Source organism: Rhizobium sp. CBN3 (assembly GCF_030518245.1).
GTDB classification, from domain to species: Bacteria; Pseudomonadota; Alphaproteobacteria; order Rhizobiales; family Rhizobiaceae; genus Rhizobium; species Rhizobium aethiopicum_A.
This window is the reverse complement of record NZ_JAULSE010000041.1, coordinates 1-24,582: the sequence shown is the minus strand read 5'-3', so window position 1 is coordinate 24,582 and position 24,582 is coordinate 1. Positions and strand designations below refer to the sequence as shown.

At 62.4% G+C, this 24,582-nt stretch carries 28 protein-coding genes; 12 read left to right on the top strand and 16 right to left on the bottom strand.

All coding sequences use genetic code 11. The features are described from left to right. Positions 1-218: 218 nt before the first annotated feature. Positions 219-1,067, bottom strand: coding sequence for an aldo/keto reductase (locus QWJ46_RS29665; protein WP_302756040.1), 849 nt, complete (start codon positions 1,065-1,067; stop codon positions 219-221). Between the two features lie 152 nt (positions 1,068-1,219). On the opposite strand from QWJ46_RS29665, the gene QWJ46_RS29660 reads away from it, so the two are divergent. Continuing rightward, positions 1,220-1,813: a LysE family translocator gene (locus QWJ46_RS29660; protein ID WP_302756038.1), complete on the top strand. Its 594-nt coding sequence runs from the start codon at positions 1,220-1,222 to the stop codon at positions 1,811-1,813. Here QWJ46_RS29660 and QWJ46_RS29655 read toward each other — a convergent pair. Beyond that, positions 1,805-2,281: a DUF2269 domain-containing protein gene (locus QWJ46_RS29655; RefSeq protein ID WP_302756037.1), complete on the bottom strand. Its 477-nt coding sequence runs from the start codon at positions 2,279-2,281 to the stop codon at positions 1,805-1,807. The two genes, QWJ46_RS29660 and QWJ46_RS29655, sit on opposite strands and share 9 nt — an antisense overlap. Next, positions 2,281-3,552, bottom strand: coding sequence for an SDR family oxidoreductase (locus QWJ46_RS29650; protein ID WP_302756035.1), 1,272 nt, complete (start codon positions 3,550-3,552; stop codon positions 2,281-2,283). The genes QWJ46_RS29655 and QWJ46_RS29650 overlap by 1 nt, the downstream gene beginning before the upstream one ends. Positions 3,553-3,913: 361 nt before the next feature. Between QWJ46_RS29650 and nthA the strand changes: the two genes are divergently transcribed. From nthA to QWJ46_RS29635, 3 genes are read left to right on the top strand one after another with little or no spacing between them, the layout of a single operon-like run. Then, on the top strand, positions 3,914-4,489 hold the full coding sequence (gene nthA / locus QWJ46_RS29645) for a nitrile hydratase subunit alpha (RefSeq protein WP_302756043.1): 576 nt from the start codon (positions 3,914-3,916) through the stop codon (positions 4,487-4,489). Beyond that, positions 4,486-5,145, top strand: a complete 660-nt coding sequence (nthB, locus tag QWJ46_RS29640; RefSeq protein ID WP_302756033.1) for a nitrile hydratase subunit beta — start codon at positions 4,486-4,488, stop codon at positions 5,143-5,145. The genes nthA and nthB overlap by 4 nt, the downstream gene beginning before the upstream one ends. Next, positions 5,132-5,503, top strand: a complete 372-nt coding sequence (locus QWJ46_RS29635) for a nitrile hydratase accessory protein (RefSeq protein ID WP_302756031.1) — start codon at positions 5,132-5,134, stop codon at positions 5,501-5,503. The genes nthB and QWJ46_RS29635 overlap by 14 nt, the downstream gene beginning before the upstream one ends. A gap of 3 nt (positions 5,504-5,506) precedes the next feature. On the opposite strand, the gene QWJ46_RS29630 is transcribed toward QWJ46_RS29635, so the two are convergent. Genes QWJ46_RS29630 through QWJ46_RS29620 form a run of 3 tightly spaced genes read right to left on the bottom strand, consistent with a single transcriptional unit; the run spans position 5,507 to position 7,213 of the window. After that, complete coding sequence (locus tag QWJ46_RS29630) at positions 5,507-6,289, bottom strand: anti-sigma factor (protein ID WP_184459966.1); 783 nt, start codon at positions 6,287-6,289, stop codon at positions 5,507-5,509. Continuing rightward, entirely contained in the window at positions 6,286-6,801 is a 516-nt protein-coding gene (locus QWJ46_RS29625; RefSeq protein WP_302756029.1) for an RNA polymerase sigma factor, read from the bottom strand. Before QWJ46_RS29625 ends, QWJ46_RS29630 begins: the two co-directional genes overlap by 4 nt. 31 nt (positions 6,802-6,832) lie before the next feature. Beyond that, on the bottom strand, positions 6,833-7,213 hold the full coding sequence (locus tag QWJ46_RS29620; protein WP_184459964.1) for a hypothetical protein: 381 nt from the start codon (positions 7,211-7,213) through the stop codon (positions 6,833-6,835). Positions 7,214-7,648: 435 nt separating this feature from the next. On the opposite strand from QWJ46_RS29620, the gene QWJ46_RS29615 reads away from it, so the two are divergent. After that, positions 7,649-8,137 (top strand): Rrf2 family transcriptional regulator, encoded by a 489-nt coding sequence (locus QWJ46_RS29615; protein WP_302756026.1) that lies wholly within the window; start codon positions 7,649-7,651, stop codon positions 8,135-8,137. On the opposite strand, the gene QWJ46_RS29610 is transcribed toward QWJ46_RS29615, so the two are convergent. From QWJ46_RS29610 to QWJ46_RS29595, 4 genes are all read right to left on the bottom strand, one after another. Then, the gene (locus tag QWJ46_RS29610; protein ID WP_302756024.1) at positions 8,138-9,619 is read right to left on the bottom strand and encodes a cyclic nucleotide-binding domain-containing protein; all 1,482 of its coding nucleotides are present in this window, start codon (positions 9,617-9,619) and stop codon (positions 8,138-8,140) included. 82 nt (positions 9,620-9,701) lie between these two features. Beyond that, on the bottom strand, positions 9,702-10,118 hold the full coding sequence (locus QWJ46_RS29605) for a cupin domain-containing protein (protein ID WP_302756022.1): 417 nt from the start codon (positions 10,116-10,118) through the stop codon (positions 9,702-9,704). 66 nt (positions 10,119-10,184) lie between these two features. Then, a complete protein-coding gene (locus QWJ46_RS29600) occupies positions 10,185-10,940 on the bottom strand; it encodes an SDR family oxidoreductase (protein WP_302756020.1) in 756 nt (251 codons plus the stop codon). 67 nt (positions 10,941-11,007) lie between these two features. Beyond that, positions 11,008-11,487: a carboxymuconolactone decarboxylase family protein gene (locus QWJ46_RS29595; RefSeq protein WP_085778718.1), complete on the bottom strand. Its 480-nt coding sequence runs from the start codon at positions 11,485-11,487 to the stop codon at positions 11,008-11,010. Between the two features lie 131 nt (positions 11,488-11,618). Between QWJ46_RS29595 and QWJ46_RS29590 the strand changes: the two genes are divergently transcribed. After that, positions 11,619-12,545: a LysR family transcriptional regulator gene (locus QWJ46_RS29590; protein WP_302756019.1), complete on the top strand. Its 927-nt coding sequence runs from the start codon at positions 11,619-11,621 to the stop codon at positions 12,543-12,545. A gap of 83 nt (positions 12,546-12,628) precedes the next feature. Further along, entirely contained in the window at positions 12,629-13,756 is a 1,128-nt protein-coding gene (locus QWJ46_RS29585) for an ATP-dependent RecD-like DNA helicase (RefSeq protein WP_088391568.1), read from the top strand. Between the two features lie 72 nt (positions 13,757-13,828). Here QWJ46_RS29585 and QWJ46_RS29580 read toward each other — a convergent pair whose 3' ends face one another. Beyond that, positions 13,829-14,521, bottom strand: coding sequence for a MerR family transcriptional regulator (locus tag QWJ46_RS29580; protein WP_184459959.1), 693 nt, complete (start codon positions 14,519-14,521; stop codon positions 13,829-13,831). Positions 14,522-14,960: 439 nt separating this feature from the next. On the opposite strand from QWJ46_RS29580, the gene QWJ46_RS29575 reads away from it, so the two are divergent. Beyond that, entirely contained in the window at positions 14,961-15,713 is a 753-nt protein-coding gene (locus QWJ46_RS29575; RefSeq protein ID WP_302756016.1) for a pyridoxine 5'-phosphate synthase, read from the top strand. 409 nt (positions 15,714-16,122) lie between these two features. On the opposite strand, the gene QWJ46_RS29570 is transcribed toward QWJ46_RS29575, so the two are convergent. Beyond that, positions 16,123-17,031 (bottom strand): SDR family oxidoreductase, encoded by a 909-nt coding sequence (locus tag QWJ46_RS29570; RefSeq protein WP_184459957.1) that lies wholly within the window; start codon positions 17,029-17,031, stop codon positions 16,123-16,125. A gap of 122 nt (positions 17,032-17,153) precedes the next feature. Between QWJ46_RS29570 and QWJ46_RS29565 the strand changes: the two genes are divergently transcribed. Beyond that, complete coding sequence (locus QWJ46_RS29565; protein WP_184459956.1) at positions 17,154-17,570, top strand: helix-turn-helix domain-containing protein; 417 nt, start codon at positions 17,154-17,156, stop codon at positions 17,568-17,570. Positions 17,571-17,669: 99 nt separating this feature from the next. On the opposite strand, the gene QWJ46_RS29560 is transcribed toward QWJ46_RS29565, so the two are convergent. From QWJ46_RS29560 to QWJ46_RS29545, 4 genes are all read right to left on the bottom strand, one after another. After that, positions 17,670-18,884 carry an MFS transporter gene (locus tag QWJ46_RS29560; protein ID WP_184459955.1) on the bottom strand — a complete coding sequence of 405 codons (1,215 nt, stop codon included), beginning with the start codon at positions 18,882-18,884 and terminating at the stop codon, positions 17,670-17,672. Positions 18,885-18,992: 108 nt separating this feature from the next. Continuing rightward, positions 18,993-19,616 (bottom strand): TetR/AcrR family transcriptional regulator, encoded by a 624-nt coding sequence (locus QWJ46_RS29555; RefSeq protein WP_184459954.1) that lies wholly within the window; start codon positions 19,614-19,616, stop codon positions 18,993-18,995. Positions 19,617-19,676: 60 nt separating this feature from the next. Beyond that, positions 19,677-20,594 (bottom strand): bifunctional helix-turn-helix transcriptional regulator/GNAT family N-acetyltransferase, encoded by a 918-nt coding sequence (locus QWJ46_RS29550; protein ID WP_184459992.1) that lies wholly within the window; start codon positions 20,592-20,594, stop codon positions 19,677-19,679. Positions 20,595-20,830: 236 nt separating this feature from the next. Next, positions 20,831-21,550 carry an aspartate/glutamate racemase family protein gene (locus tag QWJ46_RS29545; protein WP_302756009.1) on the bottom strand — a complete coding sequence of 240 codons (720 nt, stop codon included), beginning with the start codon at positions 21,548-21,550 and terminating at the stop codon, positions 20,831-20,833. 155 nt (positions 21,551-21,705) lie between these two features. On the opposite strand from QWJ46_RS29545, the gene QWJ46_RS29540 reads away from it, so the two are divergent. From QWJ46_RS29540 to QWJ46_RS29530, 3 genes are all read left to right on the top strand, one after another. Next, a complete protein-coding gene (locus tag QWJ46_RS29540; RefSeq protein ID WP_302756007.1) occupies positions 21,706-22,170 on the top strand; it encodes an Lrp/AsnC family transcriptional regulator in 465 nt (154 codons plus the stop codon). Positions 22,171-22,411: 241 nt separating this feature from the next. Continuing rightward, positions 22,412-22,939 (top strand): BA14K family protein, encoded by a 528-nt coding sequence (locus QWJ46_RS29535; RefSeq protein ID WP_184459951.1) that lies wholly within the window; start codon positions 22,412-22,414, stop codon positions 22,937-22,939. 246 nt (positions 22,940-23,185) lie between these two features. Then, positions 23,186-24,451, top strand: a complete 1,266-nt coding sequence (locus QWJ46_RS29530; protein ID WP_302756004.1) for an NAD(P)/FAD-dependent oxidoreductase — start codon at positions 23,186-23,188, stop codon at positions 24,449-24,451. Positions 24,452-24,582: the final 131 nt, after the last annotated feature.

Below are 24,582 nucleotides of genomic sequence, written 5' to 3'. Positions count from 1 at the left end.
GTTCCTTTTTCTGAGTCTCGACAACCAGAAAATAGACGGAAAACCTCCGTCTGACGGGGCATGCGCCTGCGGCATTTCGATTCACCCAGAACTTTCCCCGGACAGCCCTGCGTTCTGACGGGGAGAGGGGACGTGCCAAACGAGCTGTCAAAGGGAACGAAGGGTTTGCGGCGTGTTCCCTTCTCCCCGCAAGGTGCCGGCAGGGGCAAGCGCCGCGCTCACAGCATCTCCAGCGGCTTTTTCCTGGACGGCGGCGGGAAGGCGGCGTCGAGCGCTTGCCGATCCTCCTCGGTGATATCAAGCGAGATACAGTCGCGGTTTTCGCGAACGCGTTCGGCATTCGAGGTCTTCGGGATGGCGATGACGCCGTCGCGTTTCAGGAGGAAGGCGAGCGCCAGTTGGGCGGGTGTCGCCTGGTAGGCCTTGGCGATGTGAATTAGTTCCGGATGATGGAGGACGTGTCCCTGCTCGATTGGCGAATAGGCCATAACGGGGATGCCGCGGCTCCGGCACCAGGGCAAAAGGTTGAACTCGACGCCGCGGCGGGTGAGGTTATACAGCACCTGGTTGGCGGCGACATTGGCGCCGTCGGGCACGCCAAGCAGTTCCTCCATGTCGTCGGTATCGAAGTTGGAGACGCCCCAGGCGCCGATCTTGCCGGAGGCCTTGAGCATCTCGAAGGCGGCGACGGTCTCGGCGAGCGGGTAGTTGCCGCGCCAGTGCAGGAGATAGAGATCGATACGATCCGTGCCGAGGCGTTCGAGGCTGTGCTCGCAGGCCTCGATCGTGCCTTTCAGGCTGGCGTTCCAGGGGTAGACCTTGCTGACGATGAAGACCTCGTCGCGTCGCCCTTTGACCGCCCGGCCGACGATCTCCTCGGCGCCGCCGTCGCCATACATTTCGGCGGTGTCGATCAGCGTCATGCCGAGATCGATGCCGGCTCTGAGGCTTTCGATCTCGGCCCTGGCATGGCCGGCATCCTCGCCCATAGCCCAGGTTCCTTGGCCGAGTGCCGGCACGGCTATGCCGTTCGGAAATTTTACGGAGGGGATGGGGTCGTCCTGCATGGCTCTCCTTCCTGCTCAAGAGATTGGGCCGCGTCGCCATCTTTCAAGTAATCCTGTCACCATGACAATGATGCAATGGCATCGGCGATTTAGGGCAGTTATGCTGACCTAAATAAAGTGGGCTGCTGGAAAAAGCCGCTTCGGGAGGTCGCATGCCGCTGGATACGTTTCTCGCCCTCGTTCTCTTCGCCTTCACGACGTCGATTACACCGGGCCCGAACAATATGATGCTCTTCGCCTCGGGCGTGAATTTCGGCTTCCGGAGGACGATCCCGCATATGTTCGGCATCGGTGCCGGCTTCTTCTCGCTGCTCATCGGCGTCGGTTTCGGGCTCGGGGCGTTGCTGCACACGATGCCCGTGGTCTATACGGCGCTGAAGTTTGCGGGCGGCGCCTATCTCGTCTGGATTGCCTGGAAGATCGCTTCGTCGCGCTCGCTCAGCGAGGGCAAGAGCAGTGCGGCGCCGATGTCCTTCCTTTCGGCGGCGGCTTTCCAGTGGATCAATCCGAAAGCCTGGGTGATGGCGGTGACCGCGATGGCGACCTATACCAATCCCGAGCTTTACCTCGCCAGTGTGCTGATCGTCGGCCTGGCTTTCGCGGTGGTCAACGTGCCGAGTGTCTCGACCTGGGCAGGTTTCGGTTCGGCGCTCAGGGAATGGCTTTCCGATCCGGTGCGGCTGAAATGGTTCAATATCAGCATGGCCGTGCTTCTGGTGGCGAGCCTCTGGCCGATGCTAAAATAGCGCAATCGACGGTTTCGTCAGCATCAGCCAGAAAATACCGAGAACGGCCGAGAAAGCCGGAAAGCCGAACACGAACCAGACGCGGTAGAGGCTGTGATAGCTGGACGGCAGGGCGCTTCCCGAGCTTGCCGCCGCGTGGGCGAGGTCGCGCAGTTGGATCTGGATCCAGACGACCGGCAGCCAAAACAGGCCGGTGACGACATAGAGCAGCAGCGACAGCGCAATCCAGCCCTCCGACAGGTCCCAGCCGATCGACCGCGCCAGCAAATAGCCGGTTACAGGCTGGAGAAGCGCAGCGGTCGCCGTGAAGATGGTGTCGGCGATGACGACGGTCGCGGCGACATGGGCGATCAAGGCGGGATCGCACGTGCGGTGCGCCATCACCATGAAAAAGGCGATGCCGGCACCGGTGCCGAAGAGAACGGTCGCGCCGATGACATGGGCAAGCAGCAGCCATTGCTCGAGCATCAGCGTTCATCCAGGGTGGCAAGGGCCGTGAGCGTCAGCAGGATCGACGGCAGTACCTTGACGAGCGGACCGAGCGGATCGAGCCAGAGCGCCGGTTCGAGAAGTGTGCCGCCTGTGAGATAGGCCAACGAAACGGCCAGCATGCCGAGGAGGGCGCGTTCGGCGAGCGGGCGGACAAGGACGGCGGCGCCGAGGGCGACGTCGATGAGGCAGGTGACAAGCGTCAGCGCCATTGCCGCCGCCGCTGGCATGAAGGGCAGGAAATGCGCGGAGGCCTTCTGCACCGCCAGCAAAGGGATTAGGCCGGAGAGCAGCCAGAAGGCCGACAGGCCCGCTATGACGAGCGGCTTCAGGAGATAGAGCCGGGCGAACCAGAGATCCTGCACGCCGGAGGGATTGGCCGAAAGCGTTGCCGCAGCTGATGTCGCGGCAGGGCCACTCTCCGCCTTCGCGCTTTTGACGCCTTCGGACATGACGGTCATTGCCGTCGAGCGCAGCGGCGAACGCCAGCCGAGCAGGCCCGCGCCATCGGCGAGCCAGGTCACGGGCCGCGCAAGCCAAGGCGCAAGGGAAAAGACGCGGGCCGGCGGCAGGCCCAGCCATTGCCGGTGCAGGCGCACGAGATCGGCGAGCGTCAGCACCTCGTCGGCGGCAAGAACGATATCCCCGTGCAGATCGCCCGCAACCGCCTGCGACACGGCCTCCGCCACGTCATCCACGGAAAGCGTTTCGACCGGGCTTTGCGCATGAGTGAGTGGCAGCGCCAGCGGGAAGGCGGCCAGCGCCCGGATGAGCGACGAGCCGCCATGGGCATTGCGGCCGAGAACGAGGGCAGGGCGCAGGATGAGGTGAGGCAGGCTGCTTGCCGCCAGCGCCTCGTCGGCTCGCCGCTTGGTGGCGAGGAAGGGAAGGTCTCCAGCCGCGCCCGCCGTCCTTGCCGATATCTGGATGATCAGGGGGCGCGAGCGTTTCGCGGCGGCATAGAGCGCCAGCATTGCATCCGCCTGAGTGGCCGCCAGATCGTCCGACAGGCCATCCTGCAGCGCGCCGGCGCAATTGACGACGACATGCTGGTCGTTCAGGAGCTTCTCCCAATCCTCAGGCTTCGTCATGCGCGAGAGATCGGCCCGCCGCCAGTTTATGTCAGGCTGCTTCAGGTTCGCCCGCGCGGGATTGCGGCCGAGCCCGGTCACGGCATGCCCATCGGCCGCGAGTCGGGCCGCGGCGACGGAGCCAATGAAGCCGGTTGCGCCGAGAATCAGGATGTTCATGGCAGGAGATTAGCGGAAAAGTTTGAGCGGGATAGGAGGGCTTGGCGGGGGCGTGGGGTGTGATAGAAGGGGAGAAGACGTTTCCATGAAGGGCGAGACATCTCCGCGATTCCGCTTCTCCCCAGCGGGGAGAAGATGCCGGCAGGCAGATGAGGGGGTGAGCGGCACAGGCCACGAATGCACGAAGCGTCAGCGAAGGCAACAATGACGGGTGTGCCCTGCGGCCCCCTCATCCGACCCTTCGGGCCACCTTCTCCCCGCTGGGGAGAAGAGGGAGCAAGACGCCGTTTGGGAGGAGACTGCCTTGCACGACGACCACAATCACGATCACGGGCACGATCACGACAACCACTATTCCGACATGCAGGCGCGCGTCAAAGCGCTGGAGACGCTGCTGACGGAGAAGGGGTTGATCGATCCGGCGGCGATCGATGCGATCGTCGAGACTTATGAGACGAAGGTGGGGCCGCGGAACGGCGCGCGTGTCGTCGCGAAAGCGTGGAGCGATCCTCAATTCGCGGACTGGCTGAAGCGCGATGCGACGGCGGCGATTGCGAGCCTTGGGTTTACCGGCCGGCAGGGTGAGCATATGCGCGCCGTCTTCAATACGGCCGAGACCCATAACCTCATCGTCTGCACGCTCTGCTCCTGTTATCCCTGGTCGGTGCTCGGCCTGCCGCCGGTCTGGTACAAGGCTCCGGCCTATCGCTCGCGCGCCGTCCTCGATCCGCGTGGCGTGCTGGCCGAGTTCGGGCTGGTGCTGCCTGAAGAAAAGAAGATCCGCGTCTGGGATTCAACGGCGGAGTTGCGTTATCTCGTGATCCCCGAGCGGCCCAAGGATACGAAAGGCATGGACGAGCCCGCATTGGCCGGTCTCGTCAGCCGCGACGCGATGATCGGGACGGCGATCGCAGGCAGCCCGGAGGCTCTGTCATGAATGGACCGCACGATCTCGGCGGGCAGATGGGTTTCGGGCCGGTCGCGCCTGAGAAGGACGAGCCCTATTTCCATGCCGAATGGGAAAAGCGGGCGCTCGGCATCACGCTTTCCTGCGGCGCTTTCGGGGCCTGGACGATCGATGAAAGCCGGCATGCGCGCGAAAACATTCCGCCGGCCGATTATCTCGCGGCGAGCTATTACGAGATCTGGATTCGCGGCATCGAGATCCTGCTCGAACGACACGGTTTTGCGACGCGCGAGGAATTGCTGTCCGGGCGTAGGCTGCAGGATGGGGCGGCGCCCAAGCGGGTGCTGAAGGCAGAGATGGTGCCGGCGGTTCTTGCCAAAGGCCGGCCATGCGATCGTCCTGTCGAGGCCGCGCCGCTCTTTGCTGTCGGCGAGACGGTGCGGACGAGGAATTTCAATCCGGCCACCCATACGCGCCTGCCGCGTTATGCCAGAGCCAAAACTGGCGTCGTCGAAGCGGTGCAGGGTTCCTTCGTCTTTCCCGACGACAATGCGCATGGCAAGGGCGAGAACCCGCAATGGCTCTATACCGTCGTCTTCGACGGCACTGAGGTCTGGGGCGAGGGTGCGGACCCGTCGCTGACCGTATCGATCGATGCATGGGAGAGCTATCTTGAGCGTGTGTGAAATACCCTCTCAGCTCTCCCAATCGCCGGGCCTACCGAAGTCGCCGGAGGGTGATCCTGTTTTCCCTGAGCCCTGGGCGGCTGAAGCCTTCGCCATGACCGTGCATCTGCATGAGAAGGGGCTGTTTTCCTGGAGCGAGTGGGCAGCTGCTCTCTCAAACGAATTGCATCAGCCCGGCCGGGCCGAGGACGGCGGCGACTATTTCGACTGCTGGGTGGCGGCGCTTTCGGACATGCTGGTCAGTCGCGGCGTGGCGAATGCATCCGCCATCCTCGATCTGCAGAAGAGCTGGCAGCGGGCGGCGGAAGCGACGCCGCATGGCAAGCCGATCGAACTTGCCAACGATCCGCTGCGCTAAAGCTCATGACGGGAACTGCCGATAGCACTCCTCGGCCACCGCGCGCAGAGTCTCGCGCGAGATTTCGCCGGTGACGGCGTAGCCGAGTTCGCCGTCGATCCAATAGAAGGTCTCGAGATTGCCCGACGAGGCGAAGCGGAAGCTCGTCGTGCGGTTTTCCGTGTTGCGGCCGACCATGACGGTCAGGCGCTCGCCGGCCTGGTTCTCGTACATGAACATCGCGCCTGGCCGGCCATCGACCGGCAGCAGGCGACCGCCGACCAGCTTGAAGCCGAGCGGCTGCAGGTTCGGGATCTTGAGGTTCTCGATTGCCAAGCGTTTGCCAAGCCAGATGGCGAGATGGGCCTCCTCGTCGGCGAAGACCTCGACGGGATGGCGGACCTCGGCGGCATAGACTGTAAAGGCGGTCTCTGCCTGTTGCGGCAAAGTTTCCAAGCCGGCAAGCTGCAATTCGGGCTTTTCCAGAAGGGTTGGTCCGTAATGGCCGCTGACGGCGCCGAGGGCGAAGACGGCGAGCATTGCGGCTGCGAGTGCCCAGCGCCTCCGCGTGGGCGCGACCGCGCGTGGGGGCGCGACCAGCAGGGGATCAGTGTCCCTGGCCTTCTCATACCCGGCAAAGAGGGAACGGATGCCTGAGTTCTGCGCCTGCCATTCGGCGATCATCGCGGCTTCATCCGGGTTGTCGGCGAGGTAGGCCTCGATGCGGGCACGCGAGCTTTCCGGCAACTGCCCATCGGCATAGGCGTGGAGATCGGCTTCGGTGACGATCGGGTTGGTCTCGTTCATTTCGGTCTCCGAAGCGTAATCACGTTATCGGCCTTCAGGTGCTCGGCCACGCGCCGACGGGCGCGCGACAGGCGCGACATGACGGTGCCGATCGGGATATCGAGGGCGGTGGCGACCTCGCTGTAGCTATAGCCCTCGATGACGACGAGCATCAGCACGGCGCGGTGCTCCTCAGAAAGGCTGTTCAGCGCATCGTCGAGCCGGGCGCGCTCCAGCGGATCGGCCGGCGGTTCTGGAGCGGCCATATTCTCTGCTGCGTCGAGCTCGACCAGGCCGTCGCGCGCCTTGCCGCGCCGGCCGTTGCGATAGAGATTGGTCATGATGGTCAGGACCCAGCCGCGCAGATTGAGGCCACGCCATTGGCCGCGGCGCGTCAGGATCTTCTCGACACAGTCCTGGAGCAAGTCCTCGCTGTCGGCATCCGAGCGCGTCAGGCTGCGCGAATAGCGCCTGAGCGAGGGCAGGAGGGCCAGGATCTGGCCCTCGAACGTTTCGGGTGCAGGTGTCTTCACGCCGACCCTCTTGCGATCGGAGCCTCTGCCATCAAGGTTTGGCGAGTTCCCAGTTGCCGCCGACGCCGTCGCCGGTGATGTCGCCGGCCTTCTTGTCCTTGACCCAGTAATAGAGCGGCATGCCGTCCTTGGCCCATTGCTTCTTACCATCCTTACGGTCGATGATCGAATATGCACCTTCTGCCTTGGCATCGGAAGCGGCCATCAGCGGCGGCCAGTTCTTGGCGCAATCGCCGTTGCAGTTGGAAACGCCCTTGGTGTCTTTCTTGAAGGTGTAGAGGGTCATGCCGTTTTCGCCGGCAAGTACCTTGCCCTTGGCGGATTCGACTTCCTTGACGGGAGGGGCGGCGAAAGCAGCGGTCGCGGCAAGGGCGGCTGCGGCCGCGACGGACAGGAATTTCACGGATGTCATGATGTCTCTCCTCAGGTTGGGCACGCAATGCTGCGATACCTGAGATGAGACACGGGACGAGGCGATTTTATTCCCGGCTGGGGGAAAGTTTTGTTGAGGCAACGGTGCGTTGCGGCAAGCACACCGATCAGCCCTCATGTTGAGGAGGCCCGTGGGCCGTCTCGAACCACGAGGGCAGGGTGATTAGCATTTGTTGCATGCAGATATTGCTGGGGCCAGCGCCGGTGGCCAGCCCCGTCCTTCGAGGCCTCTACGGAGCATCTACAGGATGAAGCTGGAGAGAGGTCGCGTGAGAGCAATCGCAGCGAGGGATGAGATCTGCTCGGCGGAGGTGGACGTCTTCGTTGTCGCCGCCGGTCATTTACATCATGGCGTTTTGTGGATATTCTATATCCTTAATTACACCGCTGAACCGGCCATCACACGAGTTGCTGAATGATCCTGAAAAGCCAGGTCGAGTGGGCGCTGCATTGCTGCGCCATTCTCGCGGGCCTGCCCGAGGGCAGGTATCTCTCCACCAAGGCGCTCGCCGAGCTTCATGGTCTGCCGAAGGAATATCTCTCCAAGGCGCTGCAAAGCCTTTCACAAGCCTCGCTCGTCGATACCACCCTCGGCCCGAGCGGCGGCTACCGGCTTGCGAGATCCCCCTCCGAGATCAACTTCCTTGATATTGTCGAGGCGGTGGAGGGAAAGGCGCGCAGCTTCACCTGTACGAATATCCGGGAGAACAATCCGTGCCGGCCGACAGGCTATTGCGACAGCAAGCCTTGCGCGGTTGCGCGCGTCATGTGGGAAGCCGACGAGGCTTGGCGAAATACGCTGAGAGCCGTGCGGCTCTCCGATCTCGTTGGCACCTTATCCGAGGAGGTGCCGGCGGACATCTGGCAAGGCACGTTCCAATGGGTGCTCCAGCGTGCCGGCTGATCATGCCCTGAAGATGGTCCTGATGGTCTTCAGGATTGCGTGCGCGTTGCGTGCTTGTTCCGGGGGCAGGGCAACGCCGTCGCGGAAGCGTTCGGCGCGGCCGGCGAGGGCTTCGGCGATCTCTTCGGCCAGCGCTGGGCGTTCGCTAAGGAGCGGCGCGAAGGCCGCCTGGCCGATTTCATAGATCGTCACTGGGGTCAGGGCCTCCAAGGTGCAGACTTCCTGCATGCCGGCGAGCAGGCCTGTCTCGCCGAAGAAATCACCTGGCGCAAACCGTCCGCGCTCTTCGCCTTCGCGCCGCGCCACGATGATGCCGGCGCGCACCATCATCAGCGAAGGCAGCATTTCGCTCTCCCGCACGATCACATGGCCTTTGCGGAACTGCCGGACAATCGTGGTCTCGGCGAGCCTCTGCCTCTCATCTGATGTCAGTGTTGCAAAGACGGGAATGGCTTCAATCAGCGCAAGCGGCGTGACGGTCGGCGGCTTGGCGTTTTCTTCCGTCGGCAGATCGGCGGTCAGTACCTGGGCCGCGGGCGGAACGGCCAAAAGCAGGCCGGCGGATTTGCAATGGCGATAGACGAGATCGAGCACCTCGTTTCGCGCCGTCACGCGCTGGCTGGGGCTCGTCACCCGAAACAGCAGCTCGACCTCAAGCCCGGTGGCATCCAGCCCTTTCAACGCGACGACCGGCGCAGGCTCGCGGACAATCGAATTGCAGCTCGTGAGCGCGGCGAGCATGACCTGGCGGATCGATGCCGGCATCCGCGTCGGGGCGATGCGGACGGTCAGGATCAGCAGATGGGTCTCGTCCGGCCGGCTGACATTAGTCAGGCCGAGTTTCGCGAGAAAGCTGTTCGGCAGGACGACGACATTGTTGGCGCTGGTCAGAATGTGCGTCGCGCGCCAGTTGCTTTCGACGACACGCCCTTCCGTGCCGTCGCTCAAGAGGATCCAGTCGCCGATGACATAGGGCCGGCCGAGCGTCAGGGCGATGCCGGAAAAGACGTCGGCGAGTGTGTTCTGGAGTGCCAGGCCGAGGATAATGGCGACCACGCCTGATGTCGCGACGAGAGTGCCGATCGGTACGCCGAAGACGAAAGCGAGGACCGAGAGCGCCATGCCGATATAGACGATGCCGATGACGAGATCCTGCAGCAGGCGGGCCTCACGCGGGCTTCCCTCCAGCACCAGATAGAGCCTGATGAAACCGATCACGGCCCATGCCAGGTGGACCCACCAGAGCGATTTGGCGAGGATGACGAGCAGGGCCTGCGGGTCTTCAGACTGATATCCCTGAAAACGGTGGGGTTCGATGCCGCTGCCGACGAGGATCAGCGTCATCACCGCAAAGAAGAGGATCTGCACCACCAGCCGCGTTGTCGGCCGCTGACTGGAGAGGAAATACCAGACGATGATGCCGGCAAAGCCGACGACGATGAGGGATATCAGCGGCTTGCCGAACAGCGCGTCGTAGATCATCTCTCTGTCTCCGGAAGGGGCGGGCAGCACATGATTCAGCATGTCGGCTAGCCGCGCAAGCATAGGCTTGCGCGGGGGATTTTCAGTTCTGCAGCGGGAAGATCAGTTCCTTCTGGTCGGTGTCGACCACGAAGACGGCGAGCAGGCGGGCGGGCTCGGTCTCGCTGCCGTTGGCGCTGACGCCATGGCGGTCGCCCGGCATTTCGGAAAAGCTCTCTCCGGCCTGATAGACCTTGACCGGGCCGTCATTGACCTGGCTGCGGATCGATCCTTCGAGCACGGTGGCGTAGATGAAGGCCGAGTTCGGATGGGTATGGCCTTCCGAGAAGCCGCCCGGGCCGTATTCGACCAGCACGCCCTTGATGCTCTTGCCCGGCACGTTCGGCAGTTCGTGCTCATAGACGAGCGTCACCTTCGCGGATTTGCTGCTGTCGTGGGCGGCGGCGCCGGTGGCTGTGAGAAAGGCGAGGGTGGCGGCGATGATCGATGCTCTGATCATGGGAATCTCCTTTGTTGCTGGGGTGGAGAGGACGCGCCCGAGCGGTCGCGCCCTCAGGCAAGCCGATCACTTCGACTGGGCCGATTTGGCGAACCACTCTTCGAAGGTGATCGTACCGAGCCGCGGATTGTCGTCGGAGACGAGCGACTGATCGTTCAGTCTCGCGCCGAAATATCGCGCCTCGGCGTCGGCCTCGACGGTGCGCGGGTCTTTCGTCGCCTTCAGGTAGCGGGCGACGAGCTCGCTGAGGCGGGCGCGTTCCGGACCTGCTATCTCGACCGTCGTATTGGCGGGGGCGGAGAGCGCCACGTCGGCCATGGCGTCGGCGACGTCATCGGAGGCGATCGGCTGCACATAGGCCGGCGACAGGCGGACCGTCTGACCGACCGTGCCGGACTGGGCGATACCGTTCAGGAATTCCATGAACTGCGTCGAATGCACGATGGTATAGGGAATGCCCGAGGTCTCGATCAGCTTTTCCTGGGCGAGCTTGCCGCGGAAATAGCCGCTTTCCTGCAGGCGCTCGGTGCCGACGACCGAAAGGGCGATATGGTGCTTGACGCCGGCGGCCTTCTCGGCAGCGAGAAGATTGCGTCCCGAGGTCTCGAAGAATTCGAGCACGGCCTTGTCCTCGAAGGAGGGCGAATTGGCAAGGTCGAGCACGACCTGGGCGCCGGCAAGCGCTTCCACCAGCCCCTCTCCGGTGATCGTGTTGACGCCGGAGTTCGGCGAGGCGGCAATCACTTCATGGCCGCGCTTGCGCAGGCGTTCGACAGTTTTCGAACCGATGAGGCCGGTTCCGCCGATGACGACGATTTTCATAACGATCTCCCTTCGCTGCCGGGGCTCGGCAGCGTCAAAATTGAATCTTCTCAATGAATTGCGAGGGTTAGTTCAGACCCGCCTTATCGAGACCGTAGGCCTTGTCGGCCGTGCCGGGCACGGTCTTGAAGCCGACATTGACGCGGTTCCAGGCATTGATGGCCATGACCACGAAGGTCAGGTCGGAGATTTCCTTTTCGGAAAGCTGGCCGCGAACCCGCTCATAGATCTCGTCGGGAACGCCGCCCTCCGGCAGTTTCGTCAGGGCTTCGGTCCAGGCCAGCGCGGCGCGCTCGCGGGGAATGAACAGGTTCGATTCCCGCCAGATAGCGACGTGATAGATCCGCAACTCGCTCTCGCCGAGGATTTTGGCCTGCTTCACATGCATGTCGAGGCAGAAGCCGCATCCGTTGATCTGCGAAGCGCGGATTTCGACCAGGGCCTGCAGCTTCTCGTCGATCACGCTGCTGCGAAGCGCCATGCTGAATTCCATAAATTTCTTGAATAGCTCGGGGGACTGCTGGGCGTAGTTCAATCGCTGGGTCATGTCTTTCTCCTTTAATTAAGGATATTTGATATCCTTATGGATAGAAGATATCCTTAATCGCTGGACTATAAAGCCATTCTCGCTTAGTCTTGCCGCATAAAGCCTATGCGCAAAAGTATGAGGAGGAGGGGATGGATATCGTTTCGGCATTACGGACCTTTCAGCGCGTCGTGGAGACGGGCTCGTTTTCAGCCGCCGCGCATGATCTCGACGTCACGCAGCCGGCAGTCTCGCGGCAGGTTGCGGCGCTCGAAGGCCATTTCAATATGCGCCTCCTGCATCGCACGACGAGCGGCCTTTCGCTGACGGCGGAGGGGGAGAGGATGCTGCCGATGGCACTGAGGATTCTCGAGGCGGTGGAAGAGCTCGGCGATGCGGCGGGATCGGATGGAGCGATCGCTTCGGGGAAGGTCAGGCTCAGTGTCCCCGCGCCGCTCGGCCTCTATCTCAGCGAGCGGCTGGGCGATCTTCTCGCTGCACATCCGAAGCTCTCGGTCGAGCTGCTTTTCAGGGAGCAGAGCTCGGACATGATCGAGGAGCGCCTGGACCTCGAAGTACGCCTTGGCCCGGTCGCCGACAGCAGCCTCGTCTGCCGGCGGATCGGCTGGACGATGGCCTTCCTCGTCGCGTCTCCCGCCTATCTCGCACGCAGGGCGGCGCCGCGCGTCCCGAAGGACATCAAGGACCATGAATGCCTGTGCTACAGCAGGGCAGGCGAGGCCAACATATGGTCCTTCTCGAACGGCTCGGAAGACATGACCGTCCGGATCTCGCCGCGGCTGACCGCCTGCAACGCCGTCGCCATCCACAGGGCAGCCGTTGCCGGCGCGGGCCTTGCGGTGCTCTCCCACATCATCGCCAAGCCCGATATCGCCGCCGGCCGGCTGATCCCGGTGATGAAGGATTTCCAGCCGAGCCGGCTGCCGGTCACCGTCGTCTATCCCTCACGACGTAACATGCCGCTGCGCGTCAAGACGGTTCTGGATTTTCTGATCGATGCGATGGGGCAGGACCCGTCGATGTGCGCAGGCGGGGTGGACCGGGGCTGGGACCGGTGAGTGCAAGGATCTGCGGCCATCGGCCGTGCCGCGTCAGTTTCCGCCTTGCCTAAGTCAGGCGAATCCTGCCAAGTCGTCTGATCATGCAATTTGCGCCGCAACAAGACGAAGCCCTCAAGGCTGTTTCGAAATGGCTGAACGAAGGGCGCTCGCCGCTCTTTCGCCTGTTTGGCTATGCCGGAACGGGCAAGACGACGCTTGCCCGGCATTTTGCCGAGAATGTCGATGGCGACGTTCTGTTTGCCGCCTTCACCGGCAAGGCGGCGCAGGTGCTGAGATCCCGCGGCGCCTCCAACGCCAAGACCATCCATTCGCTGATCTATCGCCCGCGCGGCGAGGAGGCGGTGGAAGACGAGGAAACCGGCAAGACCTCGATCGCGCCGATGTTTTCGATCAACCGGCAGAGCCCGGTGGCGAAGGCCGCGCTGATCATCGTCGACGAATGCTCGATGGTGGACGAGGCGCTCGGCAAAGACCTGATGAGCTTCGGGACGCCGATCCTGGTGCTCGGCGATCCCGGCCAGCTGCCACCCGTTTCGGGCGGCGGCTACTTCACCAATCAGGAGCCGGATTACCTTCTGACGGATATCCACCGGCAGGCGCGCGACAATCCGATCATCAAGCTCGCCATGCAGGTGCGCGAAGGCAACGAGATCATGTATGGCGACTACGGCACGGCCAAGGTGATTTCGAAGAACGAGGTGACGCAGCAACTCGTGCTCGACGCCGACCAGGTGCTCGTCGGCACCAACAGGACGCGGCGGCGCTACAATCAGCGCCTGCGCGAATTGAAGGGTTTTTCCGCCGATTATCCGCAGACCGGCGACAAGCTCGTCTGCCTGCGGAACGATCCGGCCAAGGGCCTGCTCAACGGTTCGCTCTGGCAGGTGATGACCTCGTCGAAGGAAACGACGAAGCCCGGCATCAATCTCCTCGTCCGTCCCGAAGACGACGACATGGATCGCGGTGCGGCCAAGATCAAGCTGCTCAAACAGGCCTTCGAGGATGTCGAAGGCGAGATTCCCTGGAACACCCGCAAGCGCTATGACGAGTTCGACTATGGTTATGCTCTGACCGTCCACAAGGCGCAGGGCTCGCAATGGAACGACGTCGTGCTCTTCGACGAGAGCTGGGCTTTTCGTGACACGCGGGAACGCTGGCTCTACACCGCGATCACACGCGCGGCGGAGACGCTGACGATCGTGCGCTGATGCCGATCGCGGCTGGCGATCTCGATCAAGATGGGGAAGGGACGGTGGCGGCATCGGGGCGTTGTCTGTGCGTCAAGCTTGCACGATGCCGAGCAGGACGGCCTTGGCGATCGCCTGAAAACGGTTATTGGCGCGGAATTTCAGGATGATTCCGGCTTCGATATCCCTGGTTTCGTCATGCTTCAGGTCGAGCGCCCGAGCGATGCGCTGGGTGGAATAGCCCTCTGCCATCAGTTCCAGGCAACGGCGTTCCTGCGCGGTCAGGTTGGAACTGTCCTGATTGTCGTTGAGCGGCTGCGTCTCCATGCCGTCGTCGAAATCCAGGAGATCGCCGACCTGCTGGAGCTGGCGGTGCAGCGTCGACATTTCGGCCGTCAGCTCGCGCTTGCGCACCTGCAAGGCCTCGCGAAACATCGCCTCGGCCGATTCCTGCGAATCGGCGTTGCGAAGTTCGTCCATCAACTCCTGGATAACCGCGATCGGCATGCCCGTCTCGCGGCAGACTGTGATGACAGCCATGCGCATCACGTCGTCTTGGCCATAGACCCGCATCAGGCCGATGCGATTGGCCGAGATCAATCCCTTTTCTTCGTAGAAATGCAATGTCCTGTGCGTAACGCCGAATGCATTGGCCATATCGGCGATAGGCACCGGACCTTCCGGTAGATCCGGCGGCAGCGCGGCCGAAGGCAGGAACCGGTATTTCGACCGGGCCTCCGAAGCGATACCGGCGGCAGCAAACAGGCGTTTGGAACCGTCTGGCATGAACCCTCCTAGGGCATCTTGTTGCACCTCATGCGGTTTGCCAGTTGCTTCCCGGTCGCGGCGAGTGGGGTTTCCTCTGAGCGTCTTACATGGGAAAGAAGCAGTACGCGGCCTACGTTTACGCGACACAATGTCCACGTTATGCGCGAACGATCTTTTTTAGAAGTGCTAAAAATAATCTCTTTTAAATGGGATAGCAACGCGACGGCGTGCTTTGCAGGCAGTGCGCGAAGGTTCTGGCAAGATACGCGCGGCGCTGACGCATCGGAAGGCTTTCTTCGCAAGCGGCGGGAAATGCTACATCTCGTACCTCCTTCACTGCTGTAATGCAGATCCATCAACAATCGGCGTCGCACTCATCTACGATTCTCGTTGGCCATTGTTGGGCTGTTGGCTTACAAGCGGGCCTTCCGCTTTCGAGATCGATGGGTAATCCGCCATGCCAGCCAAGCTCTCCGTCAACCTCAATGCCATCGCCATGCTGCGCAACCGGCGCGATCTGCCCTGGCCGAGCGTCGAAGCGCTCGGGCGCATCGCCCTAGCCGCAGGCGCCAGCGGTCTGACGGTGCATCCGCGCCCCGACCAGCGCCATATAAGATTTTCCGACCTGCCTGTTATCCGTAACCTGATCGATGACGAATTCCCGAAGGCCGAGTTCAACATCGAGGGTTATCCCACCTATGAATTCCTCGAACTCTGTGCCGGCGCCGCACCCGAGCAGGTGACGCTGGTGCCGGATGATCCCTCGCAGGCGACCTCCGATCACGGTTGGGACTTCCGCAAACACCAGGCGTTCCTCACCGATGTCGTCGCGCGGTTGAAAAAGATGGGATGCCGGGTCTCGCTCTTTGCCGACGGCGACGGCGATGCGGAAGCGGTCAAGATCGCCAAGGCGGTCGGCGCCGACCGGATCGAACTCTATACCGGCCCCTATGGCGGCTGCTACGACGCGCCGGAGCGGGCGGCTCCCATCCTCGAAGCGCTGGGAAAGACTGCTGACGCGGCGCTGGCGATCGGTCTTGGCGTCAATGCCGGGCACGATCTGACAGTCGCAAACCTGCCTGATCTGGTGAAGCGCATTCCCAATCTTGCCGAAGTTTCCATCGGCCATGGATTGACTGCCGATGCGCTGGAATATGGCATGGCGGAAACGGTGCGGCGGTTCTGCAGGGCTTGTGGGCAGAAGGTTTGAGGAAGGCGTCAAGCGACGGTACGGCGGTATCAACTGGTTTTGCCGTCGCATCGGTAGCGCCTGGGGTTACCCCCCTCTGTCCTGCCGGACATCCCCCCACAACGAGGGAGATCGGCTGGGCGAGATGGCTTCTCCAAACAACTACCTTATAGCTGCCGCGCTACGGTAGCGAGGGAGCGATGGTCCCACCTCCTGCCAATCTCCACCCTTGTGGGGGAGATGCCCGGCAGGGCAGAGGGGGGTGTCACACGGCACTCCCTCTCCTTCGTTATTCCTGTCCTCGGGGCTTTACCGCGCGATGCTACAGGAATTCACGCACGGCGCGTCCGCGCCGTGAGCCACTCATTCGAGCTGAAGCTTCCTCACTCGCTCTGCATCCCTGCGGCAAGCGCAGGGATAAGCAGAACGCTCAATGACCCCCAGCGCCGCCAGCAGCCGTCAACGCACCTTTATGCGCCACGAAGAAATCCTTCAGCGGCTGCGGCTGTTTACCCGTCAACTTGGTGAAGTCTTCAGTCACGATCTCGAATCTGCCGGCGCGGATGTTGGCGTCGGCGGAGACCAGCATGTCGGCGATGAAGCCGGGGAGGCCGGCGCCGCGGATGCCCTGGCCGAGCTGTTCGTCATTGACGTCGACCACGTCAAGCGGCTTGCCGGCTGCCCCGGAGACGGTGGCGGCGACCTGCCGGTTGGTCAGCAGTTCAGTGCCGGTCAGCGTATAGGTGGCGCTTTCGGAGGTGCCGGAGGCAAGGGCTGCGGCGATCGCCAGGGCGCAGTCATCGCGCGCAATGGTCGAGATCTTGCCGTCGCCCGTGGCGCTGTACCATTTGCCGCCTTGCAGGTTGTGCGGCATGCCGTGCAGGTAATTGTCGTGATACCAGGCGTTGCGGAAGATCGTATAGGCGATGCCGCTTGCCTTGATAGCGTTTTCGGTGCCGAGGTGGTCGGGTGCGAAGATGACGAGTGAATTGTCCGGGGCCGGCATCGAGGTATAGGCAATGTGTTTGACGCCTGCCTTGGCGGCGACAGCGACGGCAGCCTTGTGCTGGGTGAGGCGCTTGCCGGGGGTATCAAGCGCGTCGGTGCTGATGATCAGCAGCCGGTCGACGCCGGCGAAGGCCTTCTCCAGGCTGGCCGCATCATCGAAATCGGCCTTGCGGGTGACGACGCCCTTGTTCGCCAGCTCTGCGAGCTTTTCCGGGCTGCGCGTCGCCGCGACGATCCTGCGCGGGGCGACCTTATAGGTGTCGATGAGGTGGTGGATGACACGCTGGCCGAGCTGTCCGGCGGCGCCGGTGACCAGGATGGTTTCGCTCATACGTCATTTCCTTCTGCGTTTGACGGTGGTCTCAGAAAGAGACTAACACTAGAATAGGAATTGACTTCGCGGTGTAAAGGAGGCAGTTTTTCGGCTGTACGTTACCAAAAGGGAACCAGCAGATGAGCGGCGAGGTCCTCAGTCTGAAGAACAGGATGCCCGGGATGCGGCGCGAGATCGATCTCGCCGGTCTCGATTTTTCCAACTGCCCGGTCAGGGACATGATGCAGCATATCGGCGGCAAATGGTCGACCCTATTGCTCGAGATACTGGCGGCTCGGCCTTGCCGGTTCGGCGAGTTGCGGCGGATGCTCCCCGATATCTCGCAGCGCATGCTGACGCAGACGCTGCGCGACCTGCAGAGGGATGGTTATGTCAATCGTGAAGTGTTCCCGACCAAGCCGCCGAGCGTTGAATATTCGATGACCGATCTTGGCCGCTCGCTCTACCAGCCGCTGTCGCAGCTCTTGAATTGGGCAGAAGCGAACCACGAAGCGGTTCGTGACGCCCGCTCGCGCTTCGATTCTGCAGAGAGCTAAAGCATGTCGCGATCTTTCAGATTCGCTATCATGCTTTAGGTCTTTGTTTTTCCGCATGTCTTTATCGCAAAACCGCTGCACGCTTTTGCAAGACATGCTCTAGGCTTTGTTGCCACGCCCTTCCGTCAGGAACAGCAGGAAGGCCAGCGCAGGGAAGGCGAAGCCTATCCACGCCGTCATTGTCCAGCCGCCGGTCGCATAGGCCCAGCCGCCGAGCGCCGAGCCGAGCGCGCCGCCGGCAAAGAAGGTGGCCATGAAGAGGCCGTTCAGCCGGCTGCGATGTTCCGGGTTAAGGCCGTAAATGGCGCGCTGGCCGCAGACGAGATTGGTCGTGACGCCGAAATCGAGCATGATCGCGGCAACGGTGAGAAGGATCAGGGCGGCGAGCGAGCCGTTACTTGCGAAGTGGCTGATCAGGAAGGAGGCCATGCCGAGCAGCATGGCGATCGTCGAGGCGATCCTGGTCATGCCGCGGTCGGCAAGGCGGCCGGCGATTGGCGAGGCGACGGCGCCGGCGGCACCGGCAAGGGCAAAGAGGGCGATGCCGTTCTGCGTCAAGCCGAAAGCCGGGCTCGCGAGCAGCAGCGGCGTCGTCGTCCAGAACAGGCTGAAGGCGCCGAACATGCCGGCCTGGTAAAGGGCGCGGCGCTGCAGCACCCGTGAGGTGAGGGCCAGATGGGCCATGGAGGCCAGCAGTTCGCCATAGCCGAGCTTCGTCCTCGGCATACGGACCGGCAGGTTGGCGCGCAGCACGATGGCGAGCACGAGCATCAACGCTGCCGTGACATAATAGACCATGTGCCAGGAGGAGGCCTCGGCGACGAAGCTCGCGAAGGGCCGCGCCAACATGATGCCGCAGAGCAGACCGCTCATGACATTACCGACGACCTGGCCGCGTGTGGCATCCGGCGCCATGTTGGCGGCAAAGGGCACGAGGACCTGAACGGCGACCGAGGCGAGGCCGATGGAGAGCGAGGCGGTGAGAAACATCGCAGGCGTCGTCGACAGGGCGCCGCCGATCAGTGCCACGGCAGAGATGGCGATCAGCAGCAGCACCAGCCGGCGGTTTTCCGTGAGGTCGCCGAGCGGCACGATCAGCAGCAGGCCGAGGCCGTAGCCGATCTGCGTCAGCGTGACGATCAGGCCGGTTGCGGCAGGGGAGAAGCCGAGATCGGCGCTGATCGGGCCGGCAAGCGGCTGGCCGTAATAGAGATTGGCGGCCACCAGCCCGCAGGCGGCGGCAAAAAGGAAGGTGAGCCAGGGGGACAGTGCGCGTGGAATGGCTTTATCCGGCGTGGTGGCTGAAATGCTCATCAGAAACTCCGGTATTCAAAGATCGTGAGAATTGAATGCAAAAATGCTGGCTGCGGCCACCCGATCCTTGAGCGGATGCCACTATTTCGATCGTCTGGGCGTACCCGCTCAGGTCATGAGCTTCATCGCCGCTTCGGCTGCGGCAACCATCTCCTGCCTGCTGCGTCCTGTTTTGCCGATGACGCGCAAGCCCTTGGTAAAGCAGAGAAAGGCGAGGGCAGCGGCATCAGGGTCCACCGTCTTCGGGATGGTGTGGTCGGCCTGGCCGATGCGGATGAGATCGGCCATCAGCTTCTCGTCAGCGGCAAAGGCAGTGGCGACATGGGCGGCTGTTTCATCGTCGAGCAGGGCGAAGTCATTGGCACCGCCGACGACGAGACAGCCTTTGCGGCCGGCCTCGCCATGCGAGAGCTCCGTATAATACATCACCATCTGAAAGAGCTTTTCGCGGCCTGTTTCTGCCGACGCGATCATCGCTTCCAGGCGCCGCCGGCCGAGCTGGCGATAACGGGCAAAGGCGGCGATGAAGACGCCGCGCTTGTCCTTGAACGCCTTGTAGATGCTGCCCGAGGCAAGGCCCATCGCCTCGGCCAGCTCGCTGATCGAGGTGGCGTGGTAGCCGCGCTCGGAAAAGACCCGCAGGGCCGCATCCAGGGCTGCGTCCATATCGAATTCGCGCGGACGGCCGCGGCTGCGGTTTTTTTGATCTGATGTGAGGTCGGCAGCGTTCATGGCCCCTAATTAGGGAATGATCGTTTCCAAATCAAGCAGAATTTCTGCGATGCAGCAAATTCAGAGATCGAGCACCCAGGTCTGGCCATTCGCCTCAGGGCCGAACATCTTATGTCTCTCCTCGGAGACAAGGCGGAAACCGGCCTTGACGTAGATGCCACGGGCCACCTCCAACATGTCGTTGGTCCAGAGCGAAAGCTGGCGATAGCCCTTCTGCCTGGCAAAGCGGATGCATTCGTCGACCAGCAGCTTGCCGAGCCCCAGGCCGCGTGCCGATTTGTCGACATAGAGCAGGCGCAGTTTGGCGATGCCGTCGCCGCCATTGGTGAGGAGGATCGAGCCGACATTGCCGCCGCCGCGCTCGGCGATCCAGCAATATTCCTTCTCGGGATCGAAATTGGCGAGGAATTTGCTGGCGACTTCGGCGACCAGCGCCTCGAAGCGCAGGTCCCAACCATATTCCTCGGTGTAGAAGCGGCTCTGGCTCTCGACGATCCAGCCGATATCGCCGGCGCGATGGGCGCGGATGATCGCCGGCGCGGGCTTCGCAGCCGGGTCCAGCAGGGCGCGGATCGTGTTCATGGCCGAGACGACCGCCTTCGGCTCCCCGATTGCGAGCGTGTCGAAACGGGCGGCGATCTGCGCATTGGCGCGCCGTCCGAGTTCCTCGAACTCTTCTCGTCCTTGGTCGGTGACATTAATGATCTGGCTGCGCAGGTCGGCCGGGTCGGGGCTGGTCTCGATCAGCCCTTCGGCGCGGAAACGCTTGAGGATGCGGCTGAGATAGGCCGGGTCGAGATGCAGGTCGCGGGCGAGTGCGGTGGCACTGACGCCTGCATGTGAGCCGATTTCGAAGAGGATGCGGGCGTCAGTCAGTGTGTAGGGCGAGTCGAGATAGGCCTTGTTCAGGAGGCCAAGGAAATTCGTGTAGAAGCGGTTGAAGTCGCGGGCGGTTTCGATGAGGGCGATGTCGGACATGGTGATCTCCAGGGTGAGATCTCGCAAGACTGCTGACAAGGCCCGCTCCTCGCTCGTCGTCATCTCGGCCTTGTGCCGAGGATCTGCTGCCCTATCGACGGGAAGCAGATGCTCGGGACAAGCCCGAGCATGACGAAAGAAGGGTTGGCCGACTGTGTCAACACACTGACAAAGTCTCCCTATGAAGACCTTTGTCATACATTTATTTGACTGAGTCAACTAAATTGTCAGCCACGTCAGGCTGCTTCCTCTTCCGCCTCTTCCTCGGCGCCAAGGGCGAATTCGACCGCCGCGCGGGCATGAATCGCCGTCGTGTCGAAGCCCGGCAGCGGCAGACGGTCGGGATCGAGGATCAGGCAGATTTCGGTGCAGCCGAGGATGATGCTGTCAGCGCCGTTTTCCATGGCGCGGTCGATGATATCGATGAGCTTTTCGCGCGAGCTGTCGCGCACCCTGCCGGCGCAGAGCTCGTTGAAGATGATGTCGTGCACGGTGGTGCGGTCGGCAGCGTCGGGCACGATGATGTCGAGGCCAAGGCTCTTCATACGGTCGGCGTAGAAGCCGTGCTCCATCGTGTAACGGGTGGCGAGCAGCAGCGGGCGCTTGCGGCCGGCGGCATGCAGCGATGTCGCTGTCTCGTCGATGATGTGGATCAGCGGCACGGAAATCCTTGCCGCGACCTCCTCGGCGATCAGGTGCATGGTGTTGGTGCAGATGAGGACGCAGCCGGCACCGCCAGCCTGAAGGCGTTCGGCAACATCGCCGAGGCGGCGGGCGGCGCCCCCCCAGTCACCGGCCTTCTGAAGGGCGACGATCTCTTCGAAATTGACCGAGTGCAGGATGATCTCGGCCGAGGCGAGGCCGCCCTTACGGGCGCGTACCATCTCGTTGACCAGGCGATAATAGACCGCCGAACTTTCGAAACTCATGCCGCCGATCAGGCCGATCGTTTCCATCTCTTTATGCTCCCATGCTTTGAGTTTCGAAGATCATGCCGTATTTCCGGCGCGACATGTTTGCTTTGTTTGTTCTTCACGCGGAATTTGTGCCGCTATTTTGCGTGGTGTGGTAAGATGGCGCAAGTTCAAGGCGCAAGGCTGACTTCACGCACATGCTGGACGATCGCGACAGACGTATTCTCGACATGCTGCAGACGGATGCAGGCATATCCGTGACCGATCTGGCCGAACGTGTGGCGCTTTCGGTCTCGGCCTGCTCGCGGCGCATTCAGCGACTGGAGGAGACCGGCTATATCGCCAGGCGCATCGTCGTGCTCGACCGCGAAAGGATGGGGGTGCCGACGACGGTCTTTGCGCTGGTCAAGACAGCCCATCATTCAGACGAGTGGACGGAGAGTTTTCGCAGGATCATCAGCGATATTCCCGAGATCGTCGAGGCGCACCGGTTGACCGGCAACCACGATTACATCCTGAAAATCGTGCTGCCGCGCGTCGAGCACTACGACGTGATCTACAAGCAAATCGTGCGCAAGCTGGAACTCTTCGACGTCTCGGCTTCGATCTCGATGGAAGAGTTGAAGCATGGAATGGCGATACCCGTGGGTTACGCCCGATGAAAAGTCATGTGCCGAGGCATGGCAGTATGAACGACGGAGATATTCGTCGCTTTTTCATGCCGGAGAAAACTTCTCTGGTCCGGGCGCCCAGCACGATTGCAGGCGGAGCCGATAATCTCTAGCGCCGGCGATAGCGATTCATTTGTCCCGGTACGGAACGTTTTTCGACATATTGCGTTCACCTTTGGTTCAGGAGGAGGGGAGGATATTTCCTCCAGTTGGAGGATAGAGGAGAACAGTCATGAGAAAGCTAACCGTCGCCGCGTTATGCTTGATCATAGGTGCCCCTGGCATCACGCCCGCTCAGGCGTTTCCGGCTATGAACCCACCCAAGATCGAGGCACAGCAGCAGCAGATAGAGCAAGTACGATGGCGTGGCCGAGGCGGACATCATCGACGAGATAACTGGGGCTGGGCCTTAGGCGGTCTAGCCGTCGGCACCATCATCGGCAGCGCATTGTCACAGCCTTATTACGGCTCGCCCTACCGCTATTACGGGTCGCCTTACGGCTATTACGACTCACCGTACCGCTATTATGGCTCGCCTTACCGGTATTATGGCTCGCCTTACCGATACTATGGGTCGCCCTACCGCTCCTATGGCCGGTATTATGCTCCGCCCTATCGGAACTATGGATCGACCGTCTATTATGGGCGGGGGGGCAGTCATGTGAGCTGGTGCTACGCGCGTTATCGTTCGTACAGGGCTTTCGATAATACCTTCCAGCCCTATTATGGACCCCGTCGACAGTGCATCGGTCCCTATTGATCGGCACTTGCGCATCGGCGCCGTGAACTGGTTCAGGCCGACCAACGAGATGATCCGCTCGGACGGCTAATAACTTTGTGTGATTTCCGCTCCGCAAGCTTCGCAGGCTTGGGCTGCAGGCGGAGTTTTGCGCGCACGCTCTGTCGACTGCGATCGGTGCAGGGGAGGCATTCCAAAACGGCAGTTGCAACCTTTGCGCCGAAGCCCACATTGGCTTTCAGCAAAATGGCGGAGAAGGGGCAGGGCATGAGCGATCATCACGTCGTCGTTGTCGGCGGCGGTTTCGGCGGGCTGCAGCTCGTCAACGGGTTGAAGGGCGCAGGCGTGAAGATTACGCTCGTCGACCGGCGCAACCATCATCTCTTCCAGCCGCTGCTCTATCAGGTGGCGACGACCATTCTCTCCACCTCGGAAATCGCCTGGCCGATCCGCCGCCTCTATGCCGAACGGCCCGACGTGACGGTGCTGCTCGGCGAGGTCACCGATGTCGACAGCGGCGCGAAGACGGTATCCCTACGCAACGGCATGACTCTGGGTTACGACACGCTGGTGCTGGCGACAGGGGCGACGCATGCCTATTTCGGCCGTGACGAATGGGAGCCGGTGGCGCCCGGCCTGAAGACGTTGGAGGATGCGACGACGATCCGCCGGCGGGTGCTGCTCGCCTTCGAAAAGGCGGAGATGGAGGCCGATCCGGCCATACGCGACGCGCTGCTAACCTTCACCATCGTCGGCGCTGGACCGACCGGGGTCGAGCTTGCCGGCATCATCGCCGAGCTTGCGCATTTCACGCTGCCGAAGGAATTCCGCAATATCGACACGCGCAAAACCCGCGTCGTGCTGGTCGAGGCCGGCCCGCGGGTGCTGCCGACATTTGCCGAAGAGCTTTCGGCTTATGCGCAGAAGGCGCTGGAGAAACTCGGCGTCGAGGTCCTCCTCGGCAAGCCGGTGACCGAATGCCGCGCCGATGGCGTGCAGATCGGCGAAACCTTCGTCCCGAGCCGGACGATCGTCTGGGCGGCCGGCGTTACCGCTTCGCCGGCCGCCCGCTGGATTGACGTGCCGGCCGACCGGGCAGGGCGTGTCATCGTCGAAAGGGATCTGAGCGCGCCGGGCCTGCCCGATGTCTTCGTCATCGGCGACACCGCCTCGGTCATCCGCGAAGACGGCAAGCCAGTACCGGGGATCGCGCCCGCCGCCAAGCAGCAGGGCGGCTACGTCGCCAAGGTCATCCGCGCGCGTCTTTCGGGCAAGCCGGCGCCGGCGCCCTTCCGTTACCGGCACCAGGGGAGTCTCGCGACGATCGGCCAGAGTGCGGCGATCATCGATTTCGGACGGATCAAGCTCAAAGGCTGGATCGCCTGGTGGATTTGGGGCCTCGCCCATATCTACTTCCTGATCGGCACCCGCTCGCGCTTCTCCGTCGCCTGGAGCTGGCTGTGGATCTATCTGAGCGGCCAGCACAGCGCCCGGCTGATCACGCAGCGGGACACGATGCGGGAGGAGGGGTAGGCTGCTGCGTTGCCTCTCCGGCCTCATCCTTGTACGTTGCCGTTGGTGTATAAACGGGCTGCGCGACGGGGATGCGTGTCATCCTTGGGTTTCGAACTCGTACCTCAGCGAGCATCTCCGTCGCCATGTCT

Excerpts from the sequence above, each read along its gene's own strand:
- QWJ46_RS29665 (WP_302756040.1), bottom strand. The coding sequence starts at position 1,067 with ATGCAGGACGACCCCATCCCCTCCGTAAAATTTCCGAACGGCATAGCC.
- QWJ46_RS29660 (WP_302756038.1), top strand. The coding sequence starts at position 1,220 with ATGCCGCTGGATACGTTTCTCGCCCTCGTTCTCTTCGCCTTCACGACG.
- QWJ46_RS29655 (WP_302756037.1), bottom strand. The coding sequence starts at position 2,281 with ATGCTCGAGCAATGGCTGCTGCTTGCCCATGTCATCGGCGCGACCGTT.
- QWJ46_RS29650 (WP_302756035.1), bottom strand. The coding sequence starts at position 3,552 with ATGAACATCCTGATTCTCGGCGCAACCGGCTTCATTGGCTCCGTCGCC.
- nthA (WP_302756043.1), top strand. The coding sequence starts at position 3,914 with ATGCAGGCGCGCGTCAAAGCGCTGGAGACGCTGCTGACGGAGAAGGGG.
- nthB (WP_302756033.1), top strand. The coding sequence starts at position 4,486 with ATGAATGGACCGCACGATCTCGGCGGGCAGATGGGTTTCGGGCCGGTC.
- QWJ46_RS29630 (WP_184459966.1), bottom strand. The coding sequence starts at position 6,289 with ATGAACGAGACCAACCCGATCGTCACCGAAGCCGATCTCCACGCCTAT.
- QWJ46_RS29620 (WP_184459964.1), bottom strand. The coding sequence starts at position 7,213 with ATGACATCCGTGAAATTCCTGTCCGTCGCGGCCGCAGCCGCCCTTGCC.
- QWJ46_RS29615 (WP_302756026.1), top strand. The coding sequence starts at position 7,649 with ATGATCCTGAAAAGCCAGGTCGAGTGGGCGCTGCATTGCTGCGCCATT.
- QWJ46_RS29610 (WP_302756024.1), bottom strand. The coding sequence starts at position 9,619 with ATGATCTACGACGCGCTGTTCGGCAAGCCGCTGATATCCCTCATCGTC.
- QWJ46_RS29605 (WP_302756022.1), bottom strand. The coding sequence starts at position 10,118 with ATGATCAGAGCATCGATCATCGCCGCCACCCTCGCCTTTCTCACAGCC.
- QWJ46_RS29600 (WP_302756020.1), bottom strand. The coding sequence starts at position 10,940 with ATGAAAATCGTCGTCATCGGCGGAACCGGCCTCATCGGTTCGAAAACT.
- QWJ46_RS29595 (WP_085778718.1), bottom strand. The coding sequence starts at position 11,487 with ATGACCCAGCGATTGAACTACGCCCAGCAGTCCCCCGAGCTATTCAAG.
- QWJ46_RS29590 (WP_302756019.1), top strand. The coding sequence starts at position 11,619 with ATGGATATCGTTTCGGCATTACGGACCTTTCAGCGCGTCGTGGAGACG.
- QWJ46_RS29585 (WP_088391568.1), top strand. The coding sequence starts at position 12,629 with ATGCAATTTGCGCCGCAACAAGACGAAGCCCTCAAGGCTGTTTCGAAA.
- QWJ46_RS29580 (WP_184459959.1), bottom strand. The coding sequence starts at position 14,521 with ATGCCAGACGGTTCCAAACGCCTGTTTGCTGCCGCCGGTATCGCTTCG.
- QWJ46_RS29575 (WP_302756016.1), top strand. The coding sequence starts at position 14,961 with ATGCCAGCCAAGCTCTCCGTCAACCTCAATGCCATCGCCATGCTGCGC.
- QWJ46_RS29570 (WP_184459957.1), bottom strand. The coding sequence starts at position 17,031 with ATGAGCGAAACCATCCTGGTCACCGGCGCCGCCGGACAGCTCGGCCAG.
- QWJ46_RS29565 (WP_184459956.1), top strand. The coding sequence starts at position 17,154 with ATGAGCGGCGAGGTCCTCAGTCTGAAGAACAGGATGCCCGGGATGCGG.
- QWJ46_RS29560 (WP_184459955.1), bottom strand. The coding sequence starts at position 18,884 with ATGAGCATTTCAGCCACCACGCCGGATAAAGCCATTCCACGCGCACTG.
- QWJ46_RS29555 (WP_184459954.1), bottom strand. The coding sequence starts at position 19,616 with ATGAACGCTGCCGACCTCACATCAGATCAAAAAAACCGCAGCCGCGGC.
- QWJ46_RS29550 (WP_184459992.1), bottom strand. The coding sequence starts at position 20,594 with ATGTCCGACATCGCCCTCATCGAAACCGCCCGCGACTTCAACCGCTTC.
- QWJ46_RS29545 (WP_302756009.1), bottom strand. The coding sequence starts at position 21,550 with ATGGAAACGATCGGCCTGATCGGCGGCATGAGTTTCGAAAGTTCGGCG.
- QWJ46_RS29540 (WP_302756007.1), top strand. The coding sequence starts at position 21,706 with ATGCTGGACGATCGCGACAGACGTATTCTCGACATGCTGCAGACGGAT.
- QWJ46_RS29535 (WP_184459951.1), top strand. The coding sequence starts at position 22,412 with ATGAGAAAGCTAACCGTCGCCGCGTTATGCTTGATCATAGGTGCCCCT.
- QWJ46_RS29530 (WP_302756004.1), top strand. The coding sequence starts at position 23,186 with ATGAGCGATCATCACGTCGTCGTTGTCGGCGGCGGTTTCGGCGGGCTG.